Below are 16974 nucleotides of genomic sequence, written 5' to 3' on the forward strand. Positions count from 1 at the left end.
TTTTCAAGCCAGAAGGAAAGCGCATGAGCCAGTCTCCCGACCATGGTGCCAACGACGGCGACACCGCTGCAGCCGACGTGCAGGGCTTGCCCCCGGCGCAAGCCCTGCTGGCCGGGACGCTGGCGCTGATGACCGGCCATGCCCAGGCCTGCTGCGAAGGGCAGCGCGCCTTGCTGGCCCAAAAGATCACCGACAACCTCCTCATGCTGTCGCGCCACGCCGGCGCGCCGCCGAATTTCAGGGCCATTGCCGCCAACCTGCATCCCCTGTGGGTGCGCCTGTTGCAGCAGGGCCCCGACCAGCCACAGCAGGGGCTTTCACCTGCGGACCCTTCTGATACCCATCGCGTGCTTTGGCACACAACCCCGGAGACCCTTCAATGAGCGCAGTCCTTCAAACCCCGACGCGGTCCGACGCCGCAAGCCAGACCGATGCCGGCACTGCTCCCCTGAACCCTGCCGCGCTGCGCGAGCGCTTTGCCGCCGTGCGCAGCAGCGGCATGCGTGCCAAGGATGCCGCCGAGAGCCTTGGCATTACCGAAGGCCAGGCTGTGGCCGCCCACGCGGGTACGCACGACCTCGCGCTCAAGGCTACGCCGCTCAAAGGCCCCTGGGTCGAACTCTTGCAGGCGCTGGAGCTGTGCGGCCCGGTTATGGCGCTTACGCGCAATGAAGCCACCGTGCATGAAAAAACCGGTGTCTACCGCAACATCAGCGCTCAGGGCCATATGGGCCTGGCGTTGGGCGAAGAGATCGACCTGCGCATTTTCTTCAGCCGCTGGCATGCCGGCTTTTACGTCTTCGAGCCGGCCAATGATCCCAAGAACCCGGCCTCGGAAAGCCTGCAGTTTTTTGACGCGCACGGTGTGGCCGTACACAAGGTGTTCGCCCGGCCCGAGACCGACCGCGAAGCCTTCAGGGATGTCGCCAACCAGTTCGGCGACGCCGGCAAGGCTTATGCCTTCACGCCCGCTGAGCCCAAGGCCGCGCCCAAGCCCGACGCGGACATCGATGCTGCCGCACTGGCCCAGGGCTGGAGCCAGATGAAGGACACGCACGAATTTTTCGGCCTGATCGGCAAGGCCGGTGCCGAGCGCCAGCAGGCTTTCCGCCTGGTCGAAGGCCGCTTCACACAGAAAGCCGACCTGGGCATCGTGCGCAAGCTGCTCGATGAAGCCTCCGTGGACGGCACACCCATCATGGTGTTCGTCGGCAGCCCGGGCTGCATCCAGATCCACACCGGGCCTGTCAAGCGCGTCGAGCCCATGGTCACGCCCACCGCGCAGTGGATCAACGTGCTGGATGCGGGCTTTAACCTGCACCTGCGCGAAGACAGGGTCAAAAGCGCCTGGATTGTCGAGAAGCCCACGACCGAAGGCCTGGTCACCTCGGTGGAAGTCTTCGACGGCGCGGGCGAGTTGATGGCGATGTTCTTCGGCGCGCGCAAACCCGGTGTTCCCGAGCTGCAGGCCTGGCGCGACATCGTGGCGCGCCTGCCCAGGCTCAAGGAAACTGCCTGAGCGGCTCATGACAGCGCTTTTTCGCAGCATTTCCCCACGCAAGGGCTTCCATGAAAACACCTCCATCCCCACTCCATCGGCGCGACGCCCTGCGGTATTTTTCACTGCCGGTGGTTTCCGCCGTCTCCAGCGTTTGCGGCCTGTCTGCGACTGCTGCGCGGGCCCAGGCGCCGGTGCCGGCGAAGATGCCGCGCATCGTCTCGGTGAGCGGCGCGACCACGGAAATCGTCTACGCGCTGGGCGCTGAAAAGCAGCTGGTCGGCACCGACACCACCAGTCTTTACCCGGCCGCGGCCCTGCAGACGCCCAAGGTCGGCTATATGCGCCAGCTGTCGGCCGAAGGCCTGCTCTCGCTCAAACCCGACGCGGTGATAGGCACGACCGAAGCCGGCCCGCATGTGGTGATGGACCAGATCCGCAACGCCGGCGTCAAGGTCGAACTGGTGGAGGCCGACCACAGCTGGGCTGAAGTGCAGCGCAAGGTCGCCGCGGTGGGGCGGGCCACGGCCCGCGTGGCCCAGGCCGCCGCGCTGCAGGCCAAACTCGATGCCCAATGGGCCGAGGTGCTGGCCGCCGTGGCCCGCAAAAGCGGCCGCAAACCCCGCGCCATCTTTATTCTTTCGCATTCGGGTTCGCCGCAGGTGGCCGGCGAGAAAACCGCCGCGCATGCGATGCTGAACTACGCGGGCCTGGACAACGCCCTGATCACTGCCGGCAGCGCCAGCAATTTCGCCGGCTACCGCGCCATGACGCCCGAAGCGGTGGTCGCCGCCGCGCCCGACGTGATCATTACCACCACGCAAGGCATCGAGGCCGTTGGCGGGCTCGAAAAATTCTGGCAGCGTCCCGGCCTGGAGCTCACACCCGCCTACAAGCGCCGCGCGCTGGTGGCGCTGGACGCGCTCTACCTGATCGGTTTCGGCCCGCGCCTGCCGCAGGCCGTGGCCGAGCTGCACCAGGCCGGCCTGAAGGCCGCCGCATGAACGACCAGCCCAAGAGAACCGCCATGACCGAAGTCCTTTGCGCGCGCACGCCGGCCGTGCTCCACTGCACCGATTTGCGCCAGGCGCTGGCGTTTTACCGCGACTCCTGGGGTTTTGCCCTGCGGCACAGCGTGCCCGGCGTGATCGCGGTTCTGAGGCGCGAGTCGGTCACGGTGCAACTCTGGCAGCGCCGCGCCGACATGGCGCCGCAGCAATTCGCCTGCCGCCTGCTGGTAGACAACATCGAACAATGGCACATGGCCCTGCAATCGGCGCCCGGCCAGGCGCTGCCCGCGCTGCTGGAGCAGGAGTGGGGCACTGAATGGGGTATCAGTGACTGTGAAGGCAACCGGCTGCTGCTGGTGCAGTCGGCCCCGCACGCCGCCAGGCGCAAGGCCAGCGCATGAAGGCCGCCTTGCACGGCGACCACAGGCGCTGGCCGGCGGCGCTGGTGCTGGGTGCGGGCGTGCTGCTGCTGGCCCTGAGTTTTATCGCCGGCAGCGCGCGCGGCGCTTATGCCATCAGCCCGCTGCAGCTGTGGAATGTGCTGCTCGACATGCTGGGCGGCAGTGCCCAGCCCACACCGGAGCACCTGGTCTTCATGAACATACGCCTGCCGCGGCTGCTGCTGGGTGTGGCGGCCGGCGCGGCGCTGGGTCTGTCCGGCGCGCTGATGCAGGGCCTGTTTCGCAATCCGCTGGCCGACCCCGGCCTCATAGGCGTCAGCAGCGGCGCGGCTTTGGCCGCCGGCATGGCCATCGTGCTGGGCAGCCTGTGGTTCCCCGAGATGCCGCGCACGCTGGGCAGCTGGACGCTGGTGGCCGCGGCTTTCACGGGCAGCCTGCTGGTCACCATGCTGGTGTATGCCCTGTCCCAACAGGACGGCGCGACGCGGGTCGGCCTGATGCTGCTCGCGGGGGTCGCCATCAACGCACTGGCCGGTGCCGGCCTGGGTTATCTCACCTTCCTGGCCACCGACGAGCAACTGCGCAACATCCAGTTCTGGCTGCTGGGCAGCCTGGGCGGCGCGCGCTGGAGCGCGGTGGCCCTGGTGTTGTCGGTGGTGACGGCGGCCGTGGGCTCGGGTATCGCGCTGGCCAGGCCGCTGAATGCCATCGCACTGGGCGAGGCGCAGGCGGCGCTGCTGGGCGTGCCGGTGGAACGCGTCAAGCGCCTTGCGGTGCTGCTGACGGCGCTGGCGGTAGGCGCCGTCACGGCCACCACCGGCATCATCGGTTTCATCGGCCTGGTGGCGCCGCACTGCGTGCGCCTGGTGGCCGGGCCTGACCACCGCGTCGTGCTGCCGGGCTCGGCCCTGCTGGGCGCGGCCCTGGTGCTGGCGGCGGACAGCGCGGCGCGCACCATGGTCAAGCCGGCCGAGCTGCCGCTGGGCGTGCTGACGGCTTTTGTCGGCGTGCCGTTCTTTTTGTTGCTGCTGCGGCATTTCCGCAACCGGGTATGAGAACCCGTCCATGAACGCGCGCAACCAGACTGATTTTTTGCCGCTGGCCGGCATGCTCGAAGTGGCCGGCGTGGGCGTCGAGGTGCCTGGCCGTTCGCTGCTGCAAGCGGTTTCGGCGCAATTCATCGCGGGCCAGGTCACGGCGGTGCTTGGGCCCAACGGCGCAGGCAAGTCCACCTTGATGTCGCTGCTGACCGGCCAGCGCCAGCCCTCGGGCGGCCATGTCTGCCTGGCCGGCAAGGCGCTGCCTGCCCATGCCCCCGCCGAGCTGGCCCGTATGCGCGCCTGCGTGGCGCAGGAAACCCAGGTCGCGTTCGAGTTCACCGTGCGCGAAGTGGTGGAGCTGGGCCGCTATCCGCACCGCCGCCATTTGGGCCGGAGCGAAGCCGATGTGGTGCTGCAGGCCATGCAGGCCACCGCGGTCGAGCATTTGCAGCACCGCGTGCTCAACACGCTCTCGGGCGGTGAAAAAGCGCGTGTCCACCTGGCGCGCGCGCTGGCACAGGTGTGGGAGCCTCTGGCGGGCCAGTCCGCGCGCTGGCTGCTGCTCGATGAACCTACCGCCGCGCTCGACCTCCAGCACCAGCACCGCATGCTGCAACTCGTGCGCGCCTGGGCCACCGCCCAGGGTGTGGGTGTGGTGGCCGTGCTGCATGACTTGAACCTGGCGCTGCGCTACAGCGACCGCTGTGTGGTGCTGCAGGGCGGGCAGGTGGTGGGCAGCGGTACCACCGCCGAGGTGCTCACGCCGCTCTGCATTGAAAAAGTCTGGGGCGTGGTGGCACACCCGGTGGCGCCGCAGGGCGGGGCACCGGGGCCCCACCAGTACCTTTTTGAGGCGCCTGTCTAGACGCTAGGCCGACAAGGCAATCACGACGGCCGACTCGTCGATCTGCGCCTGCACAGGGCTTTTGGTTTTCAGCCCGCTGCCCGGCGCCGCAAAACCCACCAGCTGCAAGCCGCCGTCAAGCTGCAGCGACACCTCGTCGCCGCCGGTCCCGCGACTGATCCGCACGGCCTGGCCCCTCAGGCTTTGCACACCTGGCGGTGTGGGGTTTTGCGCGCTGACCACCACCGCTGTGGCCTTGCACAGCGCCAGCACGGCCTGTCCTTTTTTCAGGCCGAGCAGCTCGGCGCTGGCCTTGGTGATGCGCGAGACCAGCGCGGCGCCGCCGGCCAGCCTCAGATGCACATGCGCCACCTGGCCCCGCAGCGCCAGCTTGTCGACTTCGCAAGGCAGCTGGTTGCGCATGCTGGTGCGCACACCCATGTTGGAGAGTGTGGGCAGCGCGCGCGGCAGCAGCAGTTCATTGGACTTGAAACCGGCCAGTACCTGGCTGCGGGTTTCGTTCAGGAGGCCGGCGACCGCCAGCAATTTCTGGCCCGCCGGCGTCAACGTCGCGCCGCCGCCGCCCGAGCCGCCCACGGCGCGCTCCACCAGCGCCACGCCGGCCAGGTTGCTCAGGGTGTCGATGGCCTGCCAGGCGGCCTTGTAGCTGACTTCGGCTTGGCGCGCTGCCTGCGAGATCGAGCCGCTTTCGCCGACCAGGCGCAGGATGTCGATGCGCTTGTCGGCCGGTTCGTGGCCCAAGGCGCTGGCGAAGGAGGGGGCGGTGGATGTGGCTGCGGGTTTTTTCATGGAAGGCCCAAGGGCAGGCAGCGCTATTCTAAAATAGAATAGCGCTTGGGTGGAAGGCTTGGCTGCCAAGGCCGCTTCGCCCATCACTTTCCCTCTTTCAGTTCCGGAGCCTTCTGATGTCCAAAACCCTGTTGCGCTGGCTGCCTGCGCTGTGTTTCGCACTGGCCTCGGCCGTTGCGCTGGCCGAAGAAATCCAGGTCGCGGTCGCGGCCAACTTCACGGCGCCCATGAAGCTGATTGCCGCCGACTTTGAAAAAGACACCGGCCACAAGGCGGTGCTGACCTTTGGCGCCACCGGCAAGTTCTACGCGCAGATCAGCAACGGCGCGCCCTTCGAGGTGTTCCTCGCGGCCGACGATGAAACCCCCGCCAGGCTTGAGAAAGAGGGCGCCGCCGTGAACGGCAGCCGCTTCACCTATGCCACCGGCAAGCTGGTGCTCTGGTCGGCGCAGTCCGGCCTGGTCGATGCGCAGGGCGAGGTCCTGAAAAAGGGCGACTTCAAAAGGATCGCCATCGCCGCGCCCAAGCTCGCACCCTATGGCGCGGCCGCCGTCGAAACCATGAACAAGCTGGGCCTGCAGGCCGCGCTGGAGCCCAAGCTGGTGCAGGGCGAAAGCATAGGCCAGGCCTTCAGCTTTGTCTCCACCGGCAATGCCGAACTCGGTTTTATTGCGTTGTCGCAGGTCTACGAAGGCGGCAAGATCAAGTCGGGCTCGGCCTGGATAGTTCCCGAGAGCCTGCACAGCCCCATCCGCCAGGATGCGGTGCTGCTGGTCAGGGCCAAGGACAGCAAGGCCGCGGCGCAGCTGATGGCCTATCTCAAAACCGACAAGGCCAAGGCGGTCATCCGTTCCTTCGGCTATGAGCCCTGAAGCACGGCCGGCCATGCTGGATACCGCAGGACTGCAGGCACTCGCGCTGACCTTGCGGCTGGCGGCGACCACCACCTTGGTGTTGTTGCTGGCCGGAACGCCGCTGGCCTGGTGGCTGGCGCGCACGCGCTCCTGGCTCAAGGGGCCGGTGGGCGCGCTGGTGGCCTTGCCGCTGGTCTTGCCGCCGGTGGTGCTGGGCTTTTACCTGCTGGTGCTGATGGGGCCGAACGGCGCGGTCGGCCGGCTCACGCAGTCGCTGGGCTGGGGCCTGCTGCCTTTCAGCTTTGCCGGCCTGGTGGTCGGTTCGGTGCTGTACTCCATGCCTTTTGTGGTGCAGCCGCTGCAAAACGCTTTTGAAGCCCTGGGCGAGCGGCCGCTGGAGGCCGCCGCCACCTTGCGGGCCTCGCCGCTGGATACTTTTTTCAGCGTGGTGCTGCCGCTGGCACGGCCCGCCTACCTGACGGCCGCCGTCATGGGCTTCGCGCACACGGTGGGCGAGTTCGGCATCGTGCTCATGATGGGCGGCAACATCCCCGGCAAGACGCGTGTGATGTCGGTGCAGATCTACGACCATGTGGAGGCGCTCGAATACAGCCAGGCGCACTGGCTGGCCGGCGGCCTGCTGGTGTTTTCCTTCCTGGTGCTGCTGGCGCTCTACACCTTGAATACCCTGCAGCCGGGCCGGCGCAAAGGGCAGGGCACATGAAGCCCGCCGTCCCATCCGAAGGCGGTATCACCGCATCTTTCCGCCGGGCATTCCCCGGCTTTTCGCTCGATGTGTCACTGGCCGTGCCGGGGCGCGGCGTCACAGCCATCTTCGGCCCTTCGGGTTCCGGCAAGACCAGCCTGCTGCGCAGCATCGCCGGGCTGGAGCGATCCGGCAGTGGCTACCTTGCCGTCAACGGCGAGCTCTGGCAAGACGATGCCGTGGGTGTCTTTATGCCCGTGCACCAGCGCCCCTTGGGTTATGTATTCCAGGAGGCCAGCCTGTTTGAGCACCTGGACGTGCGCCGCAACCTCGACTTCGGCCTGCGCCGTGTGCCGCCGGCCCAGCGCCGTGTCTCGCTCGAACAAGTCATCGCGCTGCTGGGCCTGCAGGCGCTGATGCAGCGCATGCCGGCCACACTCTCGGGCGGCGAGCGCCAGCGTGTGGCGATCGCCCGGGCGCTGGCCACCAGCCCGCGCCTGCTGCTGATGGACGAGCCCCTGGCCTCGCTGGATGTCGCCCGCAAGGCTGAAATCCTGCCATACCTGGAACGCCTGCATGACGAACTCGACATGCCCGTGCTTTATGTGAGCCATGCGCCTGATGAAGTCGCGCGGCTGGCCGACCACCTGGTGCTGCTGGATGCCGGCCGGGTCACGGCTTCGGGCCCCACGCGCGAACTGATGACGCGGCTGGACCTGCCGCTGGCGCACGGCGATGCCGCGGCCGCTGTGCTGGACGCGGTGGTCAGCGCCGTCGAGCCCGATTGGCACATGAGCCATGCCGAGTTCCCCGGCGGCCGCGTGAGCCTGCTCAACCCCACGCTGCAGGTCGGCCAGCGCGTGCGCGTGCGCATCCAGGCGCGCGACGTGAGCCTCACGCTGGCGCGCCAGGAGGGCACCAGCGTGCAGAACATCTTCCCGGTCACCGTCACCGGCCTGGCGGCCGACAGCCCGGGCCAGCTCATGGTGGGCCTGGACGCCGGCGGCAGCGCGCTGCTGGCCCGCATCACGCAGAAGTCGGCCCAGGCACTGCGATTGCAGCCGGGCAGCCGCGTGTTCGCCCAGGTCAAGGGCGTGGCGGTGTTGGGCTAAGAACCTGTTGACGGTCTGAGGCGCTGGGCAAAAAAGGCCAGGATCTCGTCGCGCGCCGCCAGTGTGGGCTGGCCCGCCTCATCGACCAGGTGGGCGGTCACCACGCTGTGTGGCGTGGGTACATGCCGGGCGAAGAAGGGCGGCACTTCGGTATTGGCGGAGCTGTCCGGCAGCACCCTGCCCACAAAACGGTCGCCCAGGGCCTCGGCATAGGCCGCAAAGCGCTGGGCCCGGCAAAATTTGTCGCCTTCGAATCGGTAGGCCAGCACGGTGAGCTTCTCTCTATCGAGCCGCCGGCGCACAGCCTGGATGTCGGCGGGCGAGATCTCCAGGCCGGCCGGGTCGTTGAGCGGCAGCGAGGGCTGCGACAGCACAGGCGCCAGCACCGCGGGCTCCAGCATCATGGAGAGCGCGAAGTTGCCGGTCCAGCACATGCCGATGGCGCCCACGCCGGGCCCGCCGCATTCCCGGTGCGCCAGCCTGGCCAGTGCCGTCAGCCATTGCGTCACCGGGCTGGTCTCATTGGCGCGCAGCGCGCGGAATTCGGCGCTGACGCAGGCACGCTGGAAAACGGCCGCGCCTTCGTCGGCACCGGGCACCGCGCCGTCGCGGCCGAACAGCGAAGGCATGTAAACGGTAAAACCCGCATCGCGCACCCAGCGGCTGAAACGCGCGACCTGCGGGCTGATGCCCGGCATTTCGGTCATGACGATCACGGCCGGGCCCGAACCGGCCACGTAGACTTTTTTGGCCACGCCGTCCAGCGTGATGGTGCGGGCCGTGAAATCTTCGAGGGGGTCGTCCTCATTCATGCTGCGTTGTGCGGGGGAGGCAGAGTGGGCCATGGTCGTGCTTTTTGGGTGGAAAACCTGCATTGGACGCGGCGGGCGGCTAAACTGCGAGTGTCTATTTAGACATCTTTAAGGCTTTTTCAGTCAATGAGTGATTTCACCGTTCTGGTCCTGCCCGGGGCTTTTGCGGCCAGTGTCGCGGTCACGCTGGACGTGCTGCAGGCGGCGGCCACACTGGCGCCGCGCCTGAAGCTGGTGCGCCCCGGCTGGCGCGTGCTGTCGCCATCCGGCGGCGCCGTGCCCCTGAGTAGCGGCATGCGTTTGGATACCACGGCGCTGCCCAAACGCCGGCGTGCCGACACGTCGACCTGGATCATCCCGGGGCTGGGCCTGGACAACGCCCAGGCGGTCGCGGCCGGGCTGGCGGGCGCGGATGCACAGCGCGCCATCCAAGCCGTTACCGCTCACGCGGCGCGGGGCGGCCGTGTCGCGGCCTCCTGCTCGGCGGTGTTTTTGTTGCAGGCGGCAGGCCTGCTGGCCGGTCGCCGCGCCACGACCTCCTGGTGGATGGCGGCCGAGCTGCGGCGGCTGGAGCCGCGCTGCACCGTGGATGCCGACCGCATGGTCTGCGCCGACGGCCCCGTGAGCACGGCGGGCGCCGCTTTCGCACAGACGGACTTGATGCTTCACCTGCTGCGCACGCAGTTCGGCCCGGGGCTGGCCGACGCGGTGGGGCGCATCCTGCTGATAGACGGGCGGCAGGCGCAGGCGCCGTTTGTGCTGCCGGCCATGCTTTCCAACGGCAACGAGCTCGTGGCCCGGCTGATGGCGCGCATCGAATCGGCCCTGCCGCATCCGCCCAGCGTGCAGGCGTTGGCCGGCGAGTTCGCGATGTCGCAGCGAACCCTGTCGCGGCGCGTGCGCGAGGCCACGGGCCGGAGCACGCTGGCGCTGGTGCAAAGCGTGCGCCTCAACCGCGCCCGCATGTTGATCGAGTCCAGCCGCATGAGCATAGAACAGGTGGCCGGACAGGTGGGTTATGAGGACGCGACGGCCTTGCGGCGGCTGATGCGCAAATCAGCGGGCGCCAATCCCAGTCGCTACCGGTCGGCGGCAAACCCGCACGCGAGCAGGCCCGGCCTTTTATAATCCGCATTGAAGCCAGCCAAGGGGCGCGTCCGCCGCGCCCAGCCAGCCAATCGAGTTCCTCAACTTGTCTGCTGGCTTATGCAATCCCACTCTCCTTCTTCTTTTCCTTCCCGTTTTTCCCTCGCACCGCTGGCCGCCGCTATGGCCTTGCTGGGCGCCACGCCCGTTCATGCGCAAGACGCCTCGCCGGACGCGGCAAGCGCCGGCTCGCTCGGCACGGTCACCGTCAGCAGCGAACGCCAGGGCAGTTTCACCTCCAACACTGTGCAGGTCGGCACTTTCCGCGATCAGAGCCCGCTGGACGTGCCGCTCACCAGCAACGTCATCACTCGCGAGGTGATAGACGCCCAGGGCCAGCGCACGCTGTACGGCGCGCTGCGCAACACCGCGGGCGTCACGCGCTCGCAGCTCAACGGCTCGGCCTACGACAACGTCGCGATCCGCGGCATCCTGGTGGAAAACCGCGGCAACTACCGCCTCAACGGCTCGTTGCCCATCATCAACCTGGTCGATGTGCCGCTGGAGAACAAGGAACGCGTGGAGGTGCTCAAGGGCGCGTCCTCGCTGTATTACGGCTTTGTACCGCCTTCGGGCATCGTCAACTATGTGACCAAGCGAGCCGGCGCGACGCCGGTGACCAGCCTGTCGACCTCGCTGAACCAGTACGGCGCGGTGGACCTGCACGCCGACATAGGCCGGCGCTTCGGCCCGGACAACAACACGGGCCTGCGCATCAACGCCGCGGCCGGGCATGAGGATATCGGCATCGACAATTTTTCGGGCAAGCGGCAGATGCTGTCGGCCGCGCTGGACGTCAAGGTGTCGCCTTCGGTCAACCTCAAGTTCGACGCCGAGTACTACAAAAAAGACTCCTCCGAGCAGGCCGGCATCACCCTGCCCACCGCGGTGAACGGCGTGATCACCTTGCCGCGCCTCACGGGCAACAAGGTCAACCTGGCCGGCGAATGGCAGCGCTATGTGGCCGACGCCACCAATCTGCTGGCGCGCGCCGACGTGGCGCTGAGCGACGACTGGTCGGCCATTTTTGAGCTGGGCCAGGCGCGCAACAACCGCGACCGGCGCTTTTCACAGTTCAACCTCACCAATGCGGTCACCGGCGCGGGCACCCTGACCGTGAGCCAGCAGGACGGCCAGGAATATGAGAACAACAACTTTCGCACCGAACTGAGCGGGCGCGTCGCCACCGGCAGCATCGCGCACGAGCTGTCCATAGGCTACACCGGCAATGAGCGCAAGCAGGACAGCCGCAATTCGCCGACGCTGACTTTCGCGCAAAACCTCTACAACCCGGTGCTGATCCCGTACACGCCGCGCACCGCCGCCAATGCGAGCGCACCGTCCAAGATCACCGATAACGGCCTTTATGTGTTCGACCGCATCGTGCTGTCCGAACAATGGCAGTTCATGGCCGGTGCGCGGCGCTCCGACTACACCAGCGTGACCACCACCACACGCTATGAAGCCCAGAAAACCAGCCCCTCGGTTTCGGTGATGTACAAGCCGACGGCGCGCACGTCCGTCTACGCGAGCTACATCGAGGGCATGGAGGAAAGCGGCACGGCGCCGGCCAACCGCGCGAACGCGGGCGAGGTCCTCGCACCCTCGCTGAACAAGCAGGTCGAGCTCGGTATCAAGGCCGAAGTGGCCCAGGGCCTGCTGCTGCAGGCGGCCTACTTTGACGTGAAGCGCCCGTCCACCACCGTCGACGCGGCCAACCGTTTTGTGCTGGGCGGCGAGGCCGAGTACAAGGGCTTTGAATTCGCCGCCTCGGGCGAGATCAACAAACAATGGTCGGTCGTGGCCTCGGCCCTGGTGATGAACCCCAAGATCACCAAGACCACGGTGGCGGCCGAACTCGACAAGACGCCCGAAAACGCGCCCAAGCTGACTTACAGCGTATTCGGTGAATACCGCGTGCCCTCGGTGCCCGGCCTCGCGCTCAACGCCGGCTGGTATTTCACCGGCAAGCGCCCGGTCAACAACGCCAACCAGGCCTATATCGACGGTGCCGGCACCTTGTCGCTGGGCGCGCGCTACCGCACCAAACTCTTCGGCACTAACACCACCCTGCAGGCCAACCTGGACAACGCCACCGACAAGGTCTACTGGAGCACGGCCGGCAACGGCCTGCTGGGCGTGGGCGCGCCGCGCACGCTGCGCGTCGCCGCGAAGTTTGACTTCTGATGGGGCTGCGCACATCGCGGCCGGTGCTGCTCAAGCTGCATCGCTGGCTGGGGCTGACGGCCGGCCTGCTGTTGATGCTCAACGCTTTTACCGGCTCGCTGATGCTGGGCGCGCGGCCGCTGGACCGCGTGCTCAATGCACAGCTCTTCGAGGTGAAGCCTGCGGGCCAGCCGGTGCCGCTGGAGGCAATTCGCCAGGTGCTGGTGGCCGACTACGGTGGAAAGGCGCGTTTCACCATCCGACCTCCGCGCGAGCCTGAAGAGTCCATCCTGGTCTATGTGGCCGGCGACGGCTGGCAGGGCCAGGCTTATTACGACCCCTACAGCGGCCGCAAGCTGGGCGCGCGCGAAGAACACGAGGGTTTTGCCAACGCGCTGTTTGAGTTCCATTCGGCGCTGCTTGCCGGCGACACGGGCAAGACCGTGCTGGCCTTCAACACCGTGACCATGCTGGCGATGCTGGTCACCGGCGTGCTGCTGTGGTGGCCGGCCCGGAGCTGGCGCGGCGCGTTTTCCGTCAGCCTCAAAGGCGGTTTGCTGCGCGGGCTGTTCGATTTGCACCGGGTGGGCGGTGCGATGCTGGGCGCCTGGGTGCTGGCATGTGTGCTGACCGGCACCTGGATGGCCTGGCGGCCGGTCTCGCAGTGGGTGACCCAGCTGGCGGGGCAAAAGCAGGTGCTGCCGCCCGCCGTCAAACCCGGCGCCCCATCGGGGCGGGCCGCCACGGCCGATGAGATGGTGGCCGCCGCCAACGCCGCCTTGCCCGGCGGCATTGTGGGTTATGTCGGCCTGCCGGCCAAGCCCACGGCGCCGGTGCGCATACGCAAGAAGCTGGACGACGACCCGCATCCCAACGGCCTGTCCTCGGTCTGGCTGCACCCGCTGAGCGGCGAGGTGATACGCGTGGACCGCTGGAGTGATCTGGACCTCGGCGCGCGTTCCTATGCCTGGATTTACCCGCTGCACGCCGGCAAGCTGGCCGGCGTGATCGGGGTGCTGGCCACGGCGGCGGGCGGCTTTTTGCTGTTCGGTTTTGGTGTCAGCGGCACCTGGCTGTGGTGGCTGCGCTGGCGTATGCGGGCCGGAAAGGGCTAATACTCCAGCCGTTCCGGCCGGATTTCCTGCAGGATGGTGGTCGAAATCTCTTCGATCGACTTGGTGGTGGTCGAGAGCCAGCGTATGCCTTCGCGCCGCATCATGGCCTCAGCCTCGTGGATTTCGTCGCGGCAGTTCTCCAGGCTCGCGTATTTCGAGTTGGGCCGGCGTTCGTTGCGGATCTGGCTCAGGCGTTCCGGCGCGATGGTCAGGCCGAAGATCTTCTTGCGGTGCGGCACCAGCGCCGGCGGCAGCTGGCGGCGCTCGAAATCTTCCGGGATCAGCGGGTAATTGGAGGCCTTGAGGCCGTATTGCATGGCCAGGTAGAGCGAGGTCGGCGTCTTGCCGCTGCGGCTCACGCCCACCAGGATCACGTCCGAGTTCTCCAGGTCGCGGTTGCTCTGGCCGTCGTCGTGCGCCAGCGAGAAATTGATGGCCTCGATGCGGTCGTCGTATTCCTTGCTCTTGGAGGCATCCGAAAACCGGCCCACCCGGTGGTTGGACTTGATGCCCAGTTCGCCCTCCAGGGGCGCGACGAACATGCCGAACATGTCCAGCAGCATGCCGTTGCAGTGGGTCTTGATGACGGCCAGGATTTCCATGTTGACCAGCGTGGTAAAGACGATGGGACGCTTGCCCTCGACTTCGGCCGTGTGGTTGATCTGCCGTATCGCCTGGTGGGCCTTGTCCACGCTGTCGATAAAGGGCAGGCGGACGTGGCGCGGCTTGAACTCGAATTGGGCCAGGATGGCGTTACCAAAGGTTTCCGCGGTGATGCCGGTGCCGTCGGAGATGAAAAACACGGTGCGTTGGGACATGGTGGGTGTTTGGCTGATTGAAAGCTGGGTGAAAGGCTGACGCGGCACATCCGGCGGCGGGCCCCTACAATTGGGCCAATTATCCAGTTTGCCACGCTATGCCCCGCCACAACCCCCTAGAACAACAACAAGGTTGCCTGCCGCGCATGGCGAATTCCCCGGTTTTTAAACCTCCCGGAGTATTTTCATGTCCAAGCTGTTTGAGGCGACCGCCCTGGTCGTACCGTTTGAAAACCTGAGGATGACAGACGTCGAGGCCGTTGGCGGCAAAAACGCCAGCCTCGGCGAGATGATCTCGCAACTGCCCACCGGCCCCGAGGGCGTGCGGGTGCCCACCGGATTCGCCACCACGGCCCACGCTTTTCGCGTGTTCCTGGCCCACGACGGGCTGGACAAAAAAATCAACGGCGTGCTGGACGCGCTCAACACCGACGACGTGCGCGCCCTGGCCGACGCCGGCGCCAAAATCCGCGCCTTGGTCGAAGCCCAGCCTTTTCCGGCCGACCTCGAAAAAGCCGTGCGCGACAGCTTTGCCGTTCTGAGCGCCGGCAACGCCCAGGCCAGCTTCGCGGTGCGCTCCTCGGCCACCGCCGAGGATCTGCCCGACGCGTCGTTTGCCGGCCAGCAGGAAACCTTTTTGAACGTGGTCGGCATCGAGGACGTGCTGCACAAGATGAAAGAGGTGTTCGCCTCGCTCTACAACGACCGCGCCATCAGCTACCGCGTGCACCAGGGTTTTGCCCATTCCGACGTGGCGCTGTCCGCCGGCATCCAGCGCATGGTGCGCAGCGACAAGGGCGCGGCCGGCGTGATGTTCACCATAGACACCGAAAGCGGCTTTGAGGACGTGGTCTTCATCACCTCCAGCTACGGCCTGGGTGAAACCGTGGTGCAGGGCGCCGTCAATCCCGACGAGTTCTACGTGCACAAGCCCATGCTCAAAGCCGGCAAGCGCGCCGTGATCCGCCGCAACCTGGGCTCCAAGCTGCTGCAAATGGAGTTCGCCACGCCGGAAGAGAAAAAAGCCGGCGGCAAGCTGGTCAAGACCACCGACGTGCCGACGGAGCTGCGCAACCGCTATTCGCTGACCGACGACGACGTCGAGCAACTGGCCCGCTATGCGCTCATCATCGAGGCGCATTACGGCCGCCCCATGGACATCGAATGGGGCAAGGACGGCACCGACGGCCTGCTTTACATCCTGCAGGCCCGCCCCGAGACGGTGAAGAGCCAGGCCAAGGGCAAGGCCGAGCAGCGCTACAAGCTCAAGGGCACCGGCACGGTGCTGGCCGAGGGCAGGGCCATCGGCCAGAAAATCGGCACCGGCCCGGTGCGCATCGTGCACGACATCAAGGACATGGACCAGGTGCAGGCCGGCGACATCCTCGTCACCGACATGACCGACCCGAACTGGGAGCCGGTGATGAAGCGCGCCAGCGCCATTGTCACCAACCGTGGCGGGCGCACCTGCCACGCGGCCATCATCGCGCGCGAGCTGGGCATTCCGGCCGTGGTCGGCTGTGGCGACGCTACCGAGACGCTGAAAGACGGCATGCTGGTGACGGTGAGCTGCGCCGAAGGCGACACCGGCAACATCTATGACGGCCTGCTCGAAACCGAGGTGACCGAGGTGCAGCGCGGCACCATGCCGCCCATAAACCTCAAGATCATGATGAACGTGGGCAACCCGCAGCTGGCCTTCGACTTCTGCCAGATGCCCAACCACGGCGTGGGCCTGGCGCGGCTGGAGTTCATCATCAACAACAACATCGGTGTGCACCCCAAGGCCATCCTCGAGTACCCCAACATCGACGCCGACCTGAAAAAAGCCGTGGAAAGCGTGGCCCGCGGCCATGCCTCGCCGCGCGCCTTCTACGTCGACAAGGTGGCCGAAGGCATCGCCACCATAGGCGCGGCCTTCTGGCCCAAGCCGGTGATCGTGCGCCTGTCGGACTTCAAGTCCAATGAGTACCGCAAGCTGATAGGCGGCTCGCGCTACGAGCCCGAGGAAGAAAACCCCATGCTGGGCTTCCGCGGCGCGGCGCGCTACCTGAGCCCCGACTTCGCCGAGGCCTTCGCGATGGAGTGCGAGGCGCTCAAGCGCGTGCGCAACGACATGGGCCTGAGCAACGTCGAGGTCATGGTGCCCTTTGTGCGCACCCTGGGCCAGGCCAAGGCCGTGACCGAGCTGCTGGCCAAACACGGCCTCAAGCGCGGCGAGCAGGGCCTGAAGATCATCATGATGTGCGAGGTGCCCAGCAATGCGGTGCTGGCTGACCAGTTCCTCGAGTACTTCGACGGCTTCTCGATTGGCTCCAACGACCTGACCCAGCTCACGCTGGGCCTGGACCGCGACTCGGGCCTGGACATCCTGGCCAAGGACTTCGACGAACGCGACCCGGCCGTCAAGGCGCTGCTGGGCCAAGCCATCGCCGCCTGCAAGCGTGCCAACAAATACGTCGGCATCTGTGGCCAGGGCCCCAGCGACCATCCCGACTTCGCCCTGTGGCTCAAGGAGCAGGGCATAGGCTCCATCTCGCTGAACCCCGATACGGTGATGGACACCTGGAAACAGCTGGCCGGCTGAGCCAGGCCCACCGCGCCCACCGAGGGAAAACCCCCGGTGGGCGGTGCCCCCGTGG

At 66.9% G+C, this 16974-nt stretch carries 16 protein-coding genes; 13 read left to right on the forward strand and 3 right to left on the reverse strand.

The genetic code is table 11. The annotated features are described in order from the left end of the window. Positions 1-23: 23 nt before the first annotated feature. The 6 genes from AC1D09_RS20175 to AC1D09_RS20200 are packed head-to-tail and all read left to right on the forward strand — an operon-like array spanning position 24 to position 4814. Positions 24-383, forward strand: a complete 360-nt coding sequence (locus tag AC1D09_RS20175; RefSeq protein WP_477661975.1) for a hypothetical protein — start codon at positions 24-26, stop codon at positions 381-383. Further along, entirely contained in the window at positions 380-1519 is a 1140-nt protein-coding gene (locus AC1D09_RS20180; protein ID WP_477661976.1) for a hemin-degrading factor, read from the forward strand. The genes AC1D09_RS20175 and AC1D09_RS20180 overlap by 4 nt, the downstream gene beginning before the upstream one ends. Positions 1520-1569: 50 nt before the next feature. Next, entirely contained in the window at positions 1570-2502 is a 933-nt protein-coding gene (locus AC1D09_RS20185; protein ID WP_477661977.1) for a heme/hemin ABC transporter substrate-binding protein, read from the forward strand. Between the two features lie 23 nt (positions 2503-2525). Then, positions 2526-2909, forward strand: a complete 384-nt coding sequence (locus AC1D09_RS20190) for a VOC family protein (RefSeq protein WP_477661978.1) — start codon at positions 2526-2528, stop codon at positions 2907-2909. Further along, positions 2906-3964, forward strand: coding sequence for a FecCD family ABC transporter permease (locus AC1D09_RS20195; protein WP_477661979.1), 1059 nt, complete (start codon positions 2906-2908; stop codon positions 3962-3964). The genes AC1D09_RS20190 and AC1D09_RS20195 overlap by 4 nt, the downstream gene beginning before the upstream one ends. A gap of 10 nt (positions 3965-3974) precedes the next feature. Continuing rightward, positions 3975-4814 carry a heme ABC transporter ATP-binding protein gene (locus tag AC1D09_RS20200; RefSeq protein WP_477661980.1) on the forward strand — a complete coding sequence of 280 codons (840 nt, stop codon included), beginning with the start codon at positions 3975-3977 and terminating at the stop codon, positions 4812-4814. A 3-nt stretch (positions 4815-4817) separates the two neighbouring features. On the opposite strand, the gene AC1D09_RS20205 is transcribed toward AC1D09_RS20200, so the two are convergent. Next, complete coding sequence (locus tag AC1D09_RS20205; RefSeq protein WP_477661981.1) at positions 4818-5603, reverse strand: TOBE domain-containing protein; 786 nt, start codon at positions 5601-5603, stop codon at positions 4818-4820. 116 nt (positions 5604-5719) lie between these two features. Here AC1D09_RS20205 and modA point away from each other — a divergent pair, with 116 nt between their 5' ends. The 3 genes from modA to modC are packed head-to-tail and all read left to right on the forward strand — an operon-like array spanning position 5720 to position 8275. Then, positions 5720-6475 (forward strand): molybdate ABC transporter substrate-binding protein, encoded by a 756-nt coding sequence (gene modA, locus AC1D09_RS20210; RefSeq protein ID WP_477661982.1) that lies wholly within the window; start codon positions 5720-5722, stop codon positions 6473-6475. 13 nt (positions 6476-6488) lie between these two features. Beyond that, complete coding sequence (modB, locus tag AC1D09_RS20215) at positions 6489-7181, forward strand: molybdate ABC transporter permease subunit (protein ID WP_477661983.1); 693 nt, start codon at positions 6489-6491, stop codon at positions 7179-7181. Continuing rightward, complete coding sequence (gene modC, locus AC1D09_RS20220; protein WP_477661984.1) at positions 7178-8275, forward strand: molybdenum ABC transporter ATP-binding protein; 1098 nt, start codon at positions 7178-7180, stop codon at positions 8273-8275. Before modB ends, modC begins: the two co-directional genes overlap by 4 nt. On the opposite strand, the gene AC1D09_RS20225 is transcribed toward modC, so the two are convergent. Next, the gene (locus AC1D09_RS20225; protein ID WP_477661985.1) at positions 8272-9120 is read right to left on the reverse strand and encodes a dienelactone hydrolase family protein; all 849 of its coding nucleotides are present in this window, start codon (positions 9118-9120) and stop codon (positions 8272-8274) included. The two genes, modC and AC1D09_RS20225, sit on opposite strands and share 4 nt — an antisense overlap. Positions 9121-9213: 93 nt before the next feature. Here AC1D09_RS20225 and AC1D09_RS20230 point away from each other — a divergent pair, with 93 nt between their 5' ends. The 3 genes from AC1D09_RS20230 to AC1D09_RS20240 all read left to right on the forward strand — a co-directional run bounded on the left by AC1D09_RS20230 (position 9214) and on the right by AC1D09_RS20240 (position 13514). Beyond that, complete coding sequence (locus AC1D09_RS20230) at positions 9214-10215, forward strand: GlxA family transcriptional regulator (protein ID WP_477661986.1); 1002 nt, start codon at positions 9214-9216, stop codon at positions 10213-10215. Positions 10216-10293: 78 nt separating this feature from the next. Next, positions 10294-12420, forward strand: coding sequence for a TonB-dependent siderophore receptor (locus tag AC1D09_RS20235; protein ID WP_477661987.1), 2127 nt, complete (start codon positions 10294-10296; stop codon positions 12418-12420). Beyond that, complete coding sequence (locus tag AC1D09_RS20240) at positions 12420-13514, forward strand: PepSY-associated TM helix domain-containing protein (protein ID WP_477661988.1); 1095 nt, start codon at positions 12420-12422, stop codon at positions 13512-13514. Before AC1D09_RS20235 ends, AC1D09_RS20240 begins: the two co-directional genes overlap by 1 nt. Here AC1D09_RS20240 and ppsR read toward each other — a convergent pair. Beyond that, positions 13511-14332: a posphoenolpyruvate synthetase regulatory kinase/phosphorylase PpsR gene (ppsR, locus tag AC1D09_RS20245; protein WP_074574924.1), complete on the reverse strand. Its 822-nt coding sequence runs from the start codon at positions 14330-14332 to the stop codon at positions 13511-13513. The genes AC1D09_RS20240 and ppsR overlap by 4 nt on opposite strands. A gap of 187 nt (positions 14333-14519) precedes the next feature. On the opposite strand from ppsR, the gene ppsA reads away from it, so the two are divergent. Next, entirely contained in the window at positions 14520-16919 is a 2400-nt protein-coding gene (gene ppsA / locus AC1D09_RS20250; RefSeq protein ID WP_477701199.1) for a phosphoenolpyruvate synthase, read from the forward strand. The last annotated feature ends 55 nt before the right edge of the window (positions 16920-16974 follow it).

This window comes from Polaromonas sp. P1_A2, from assembly GCF_056406895.1.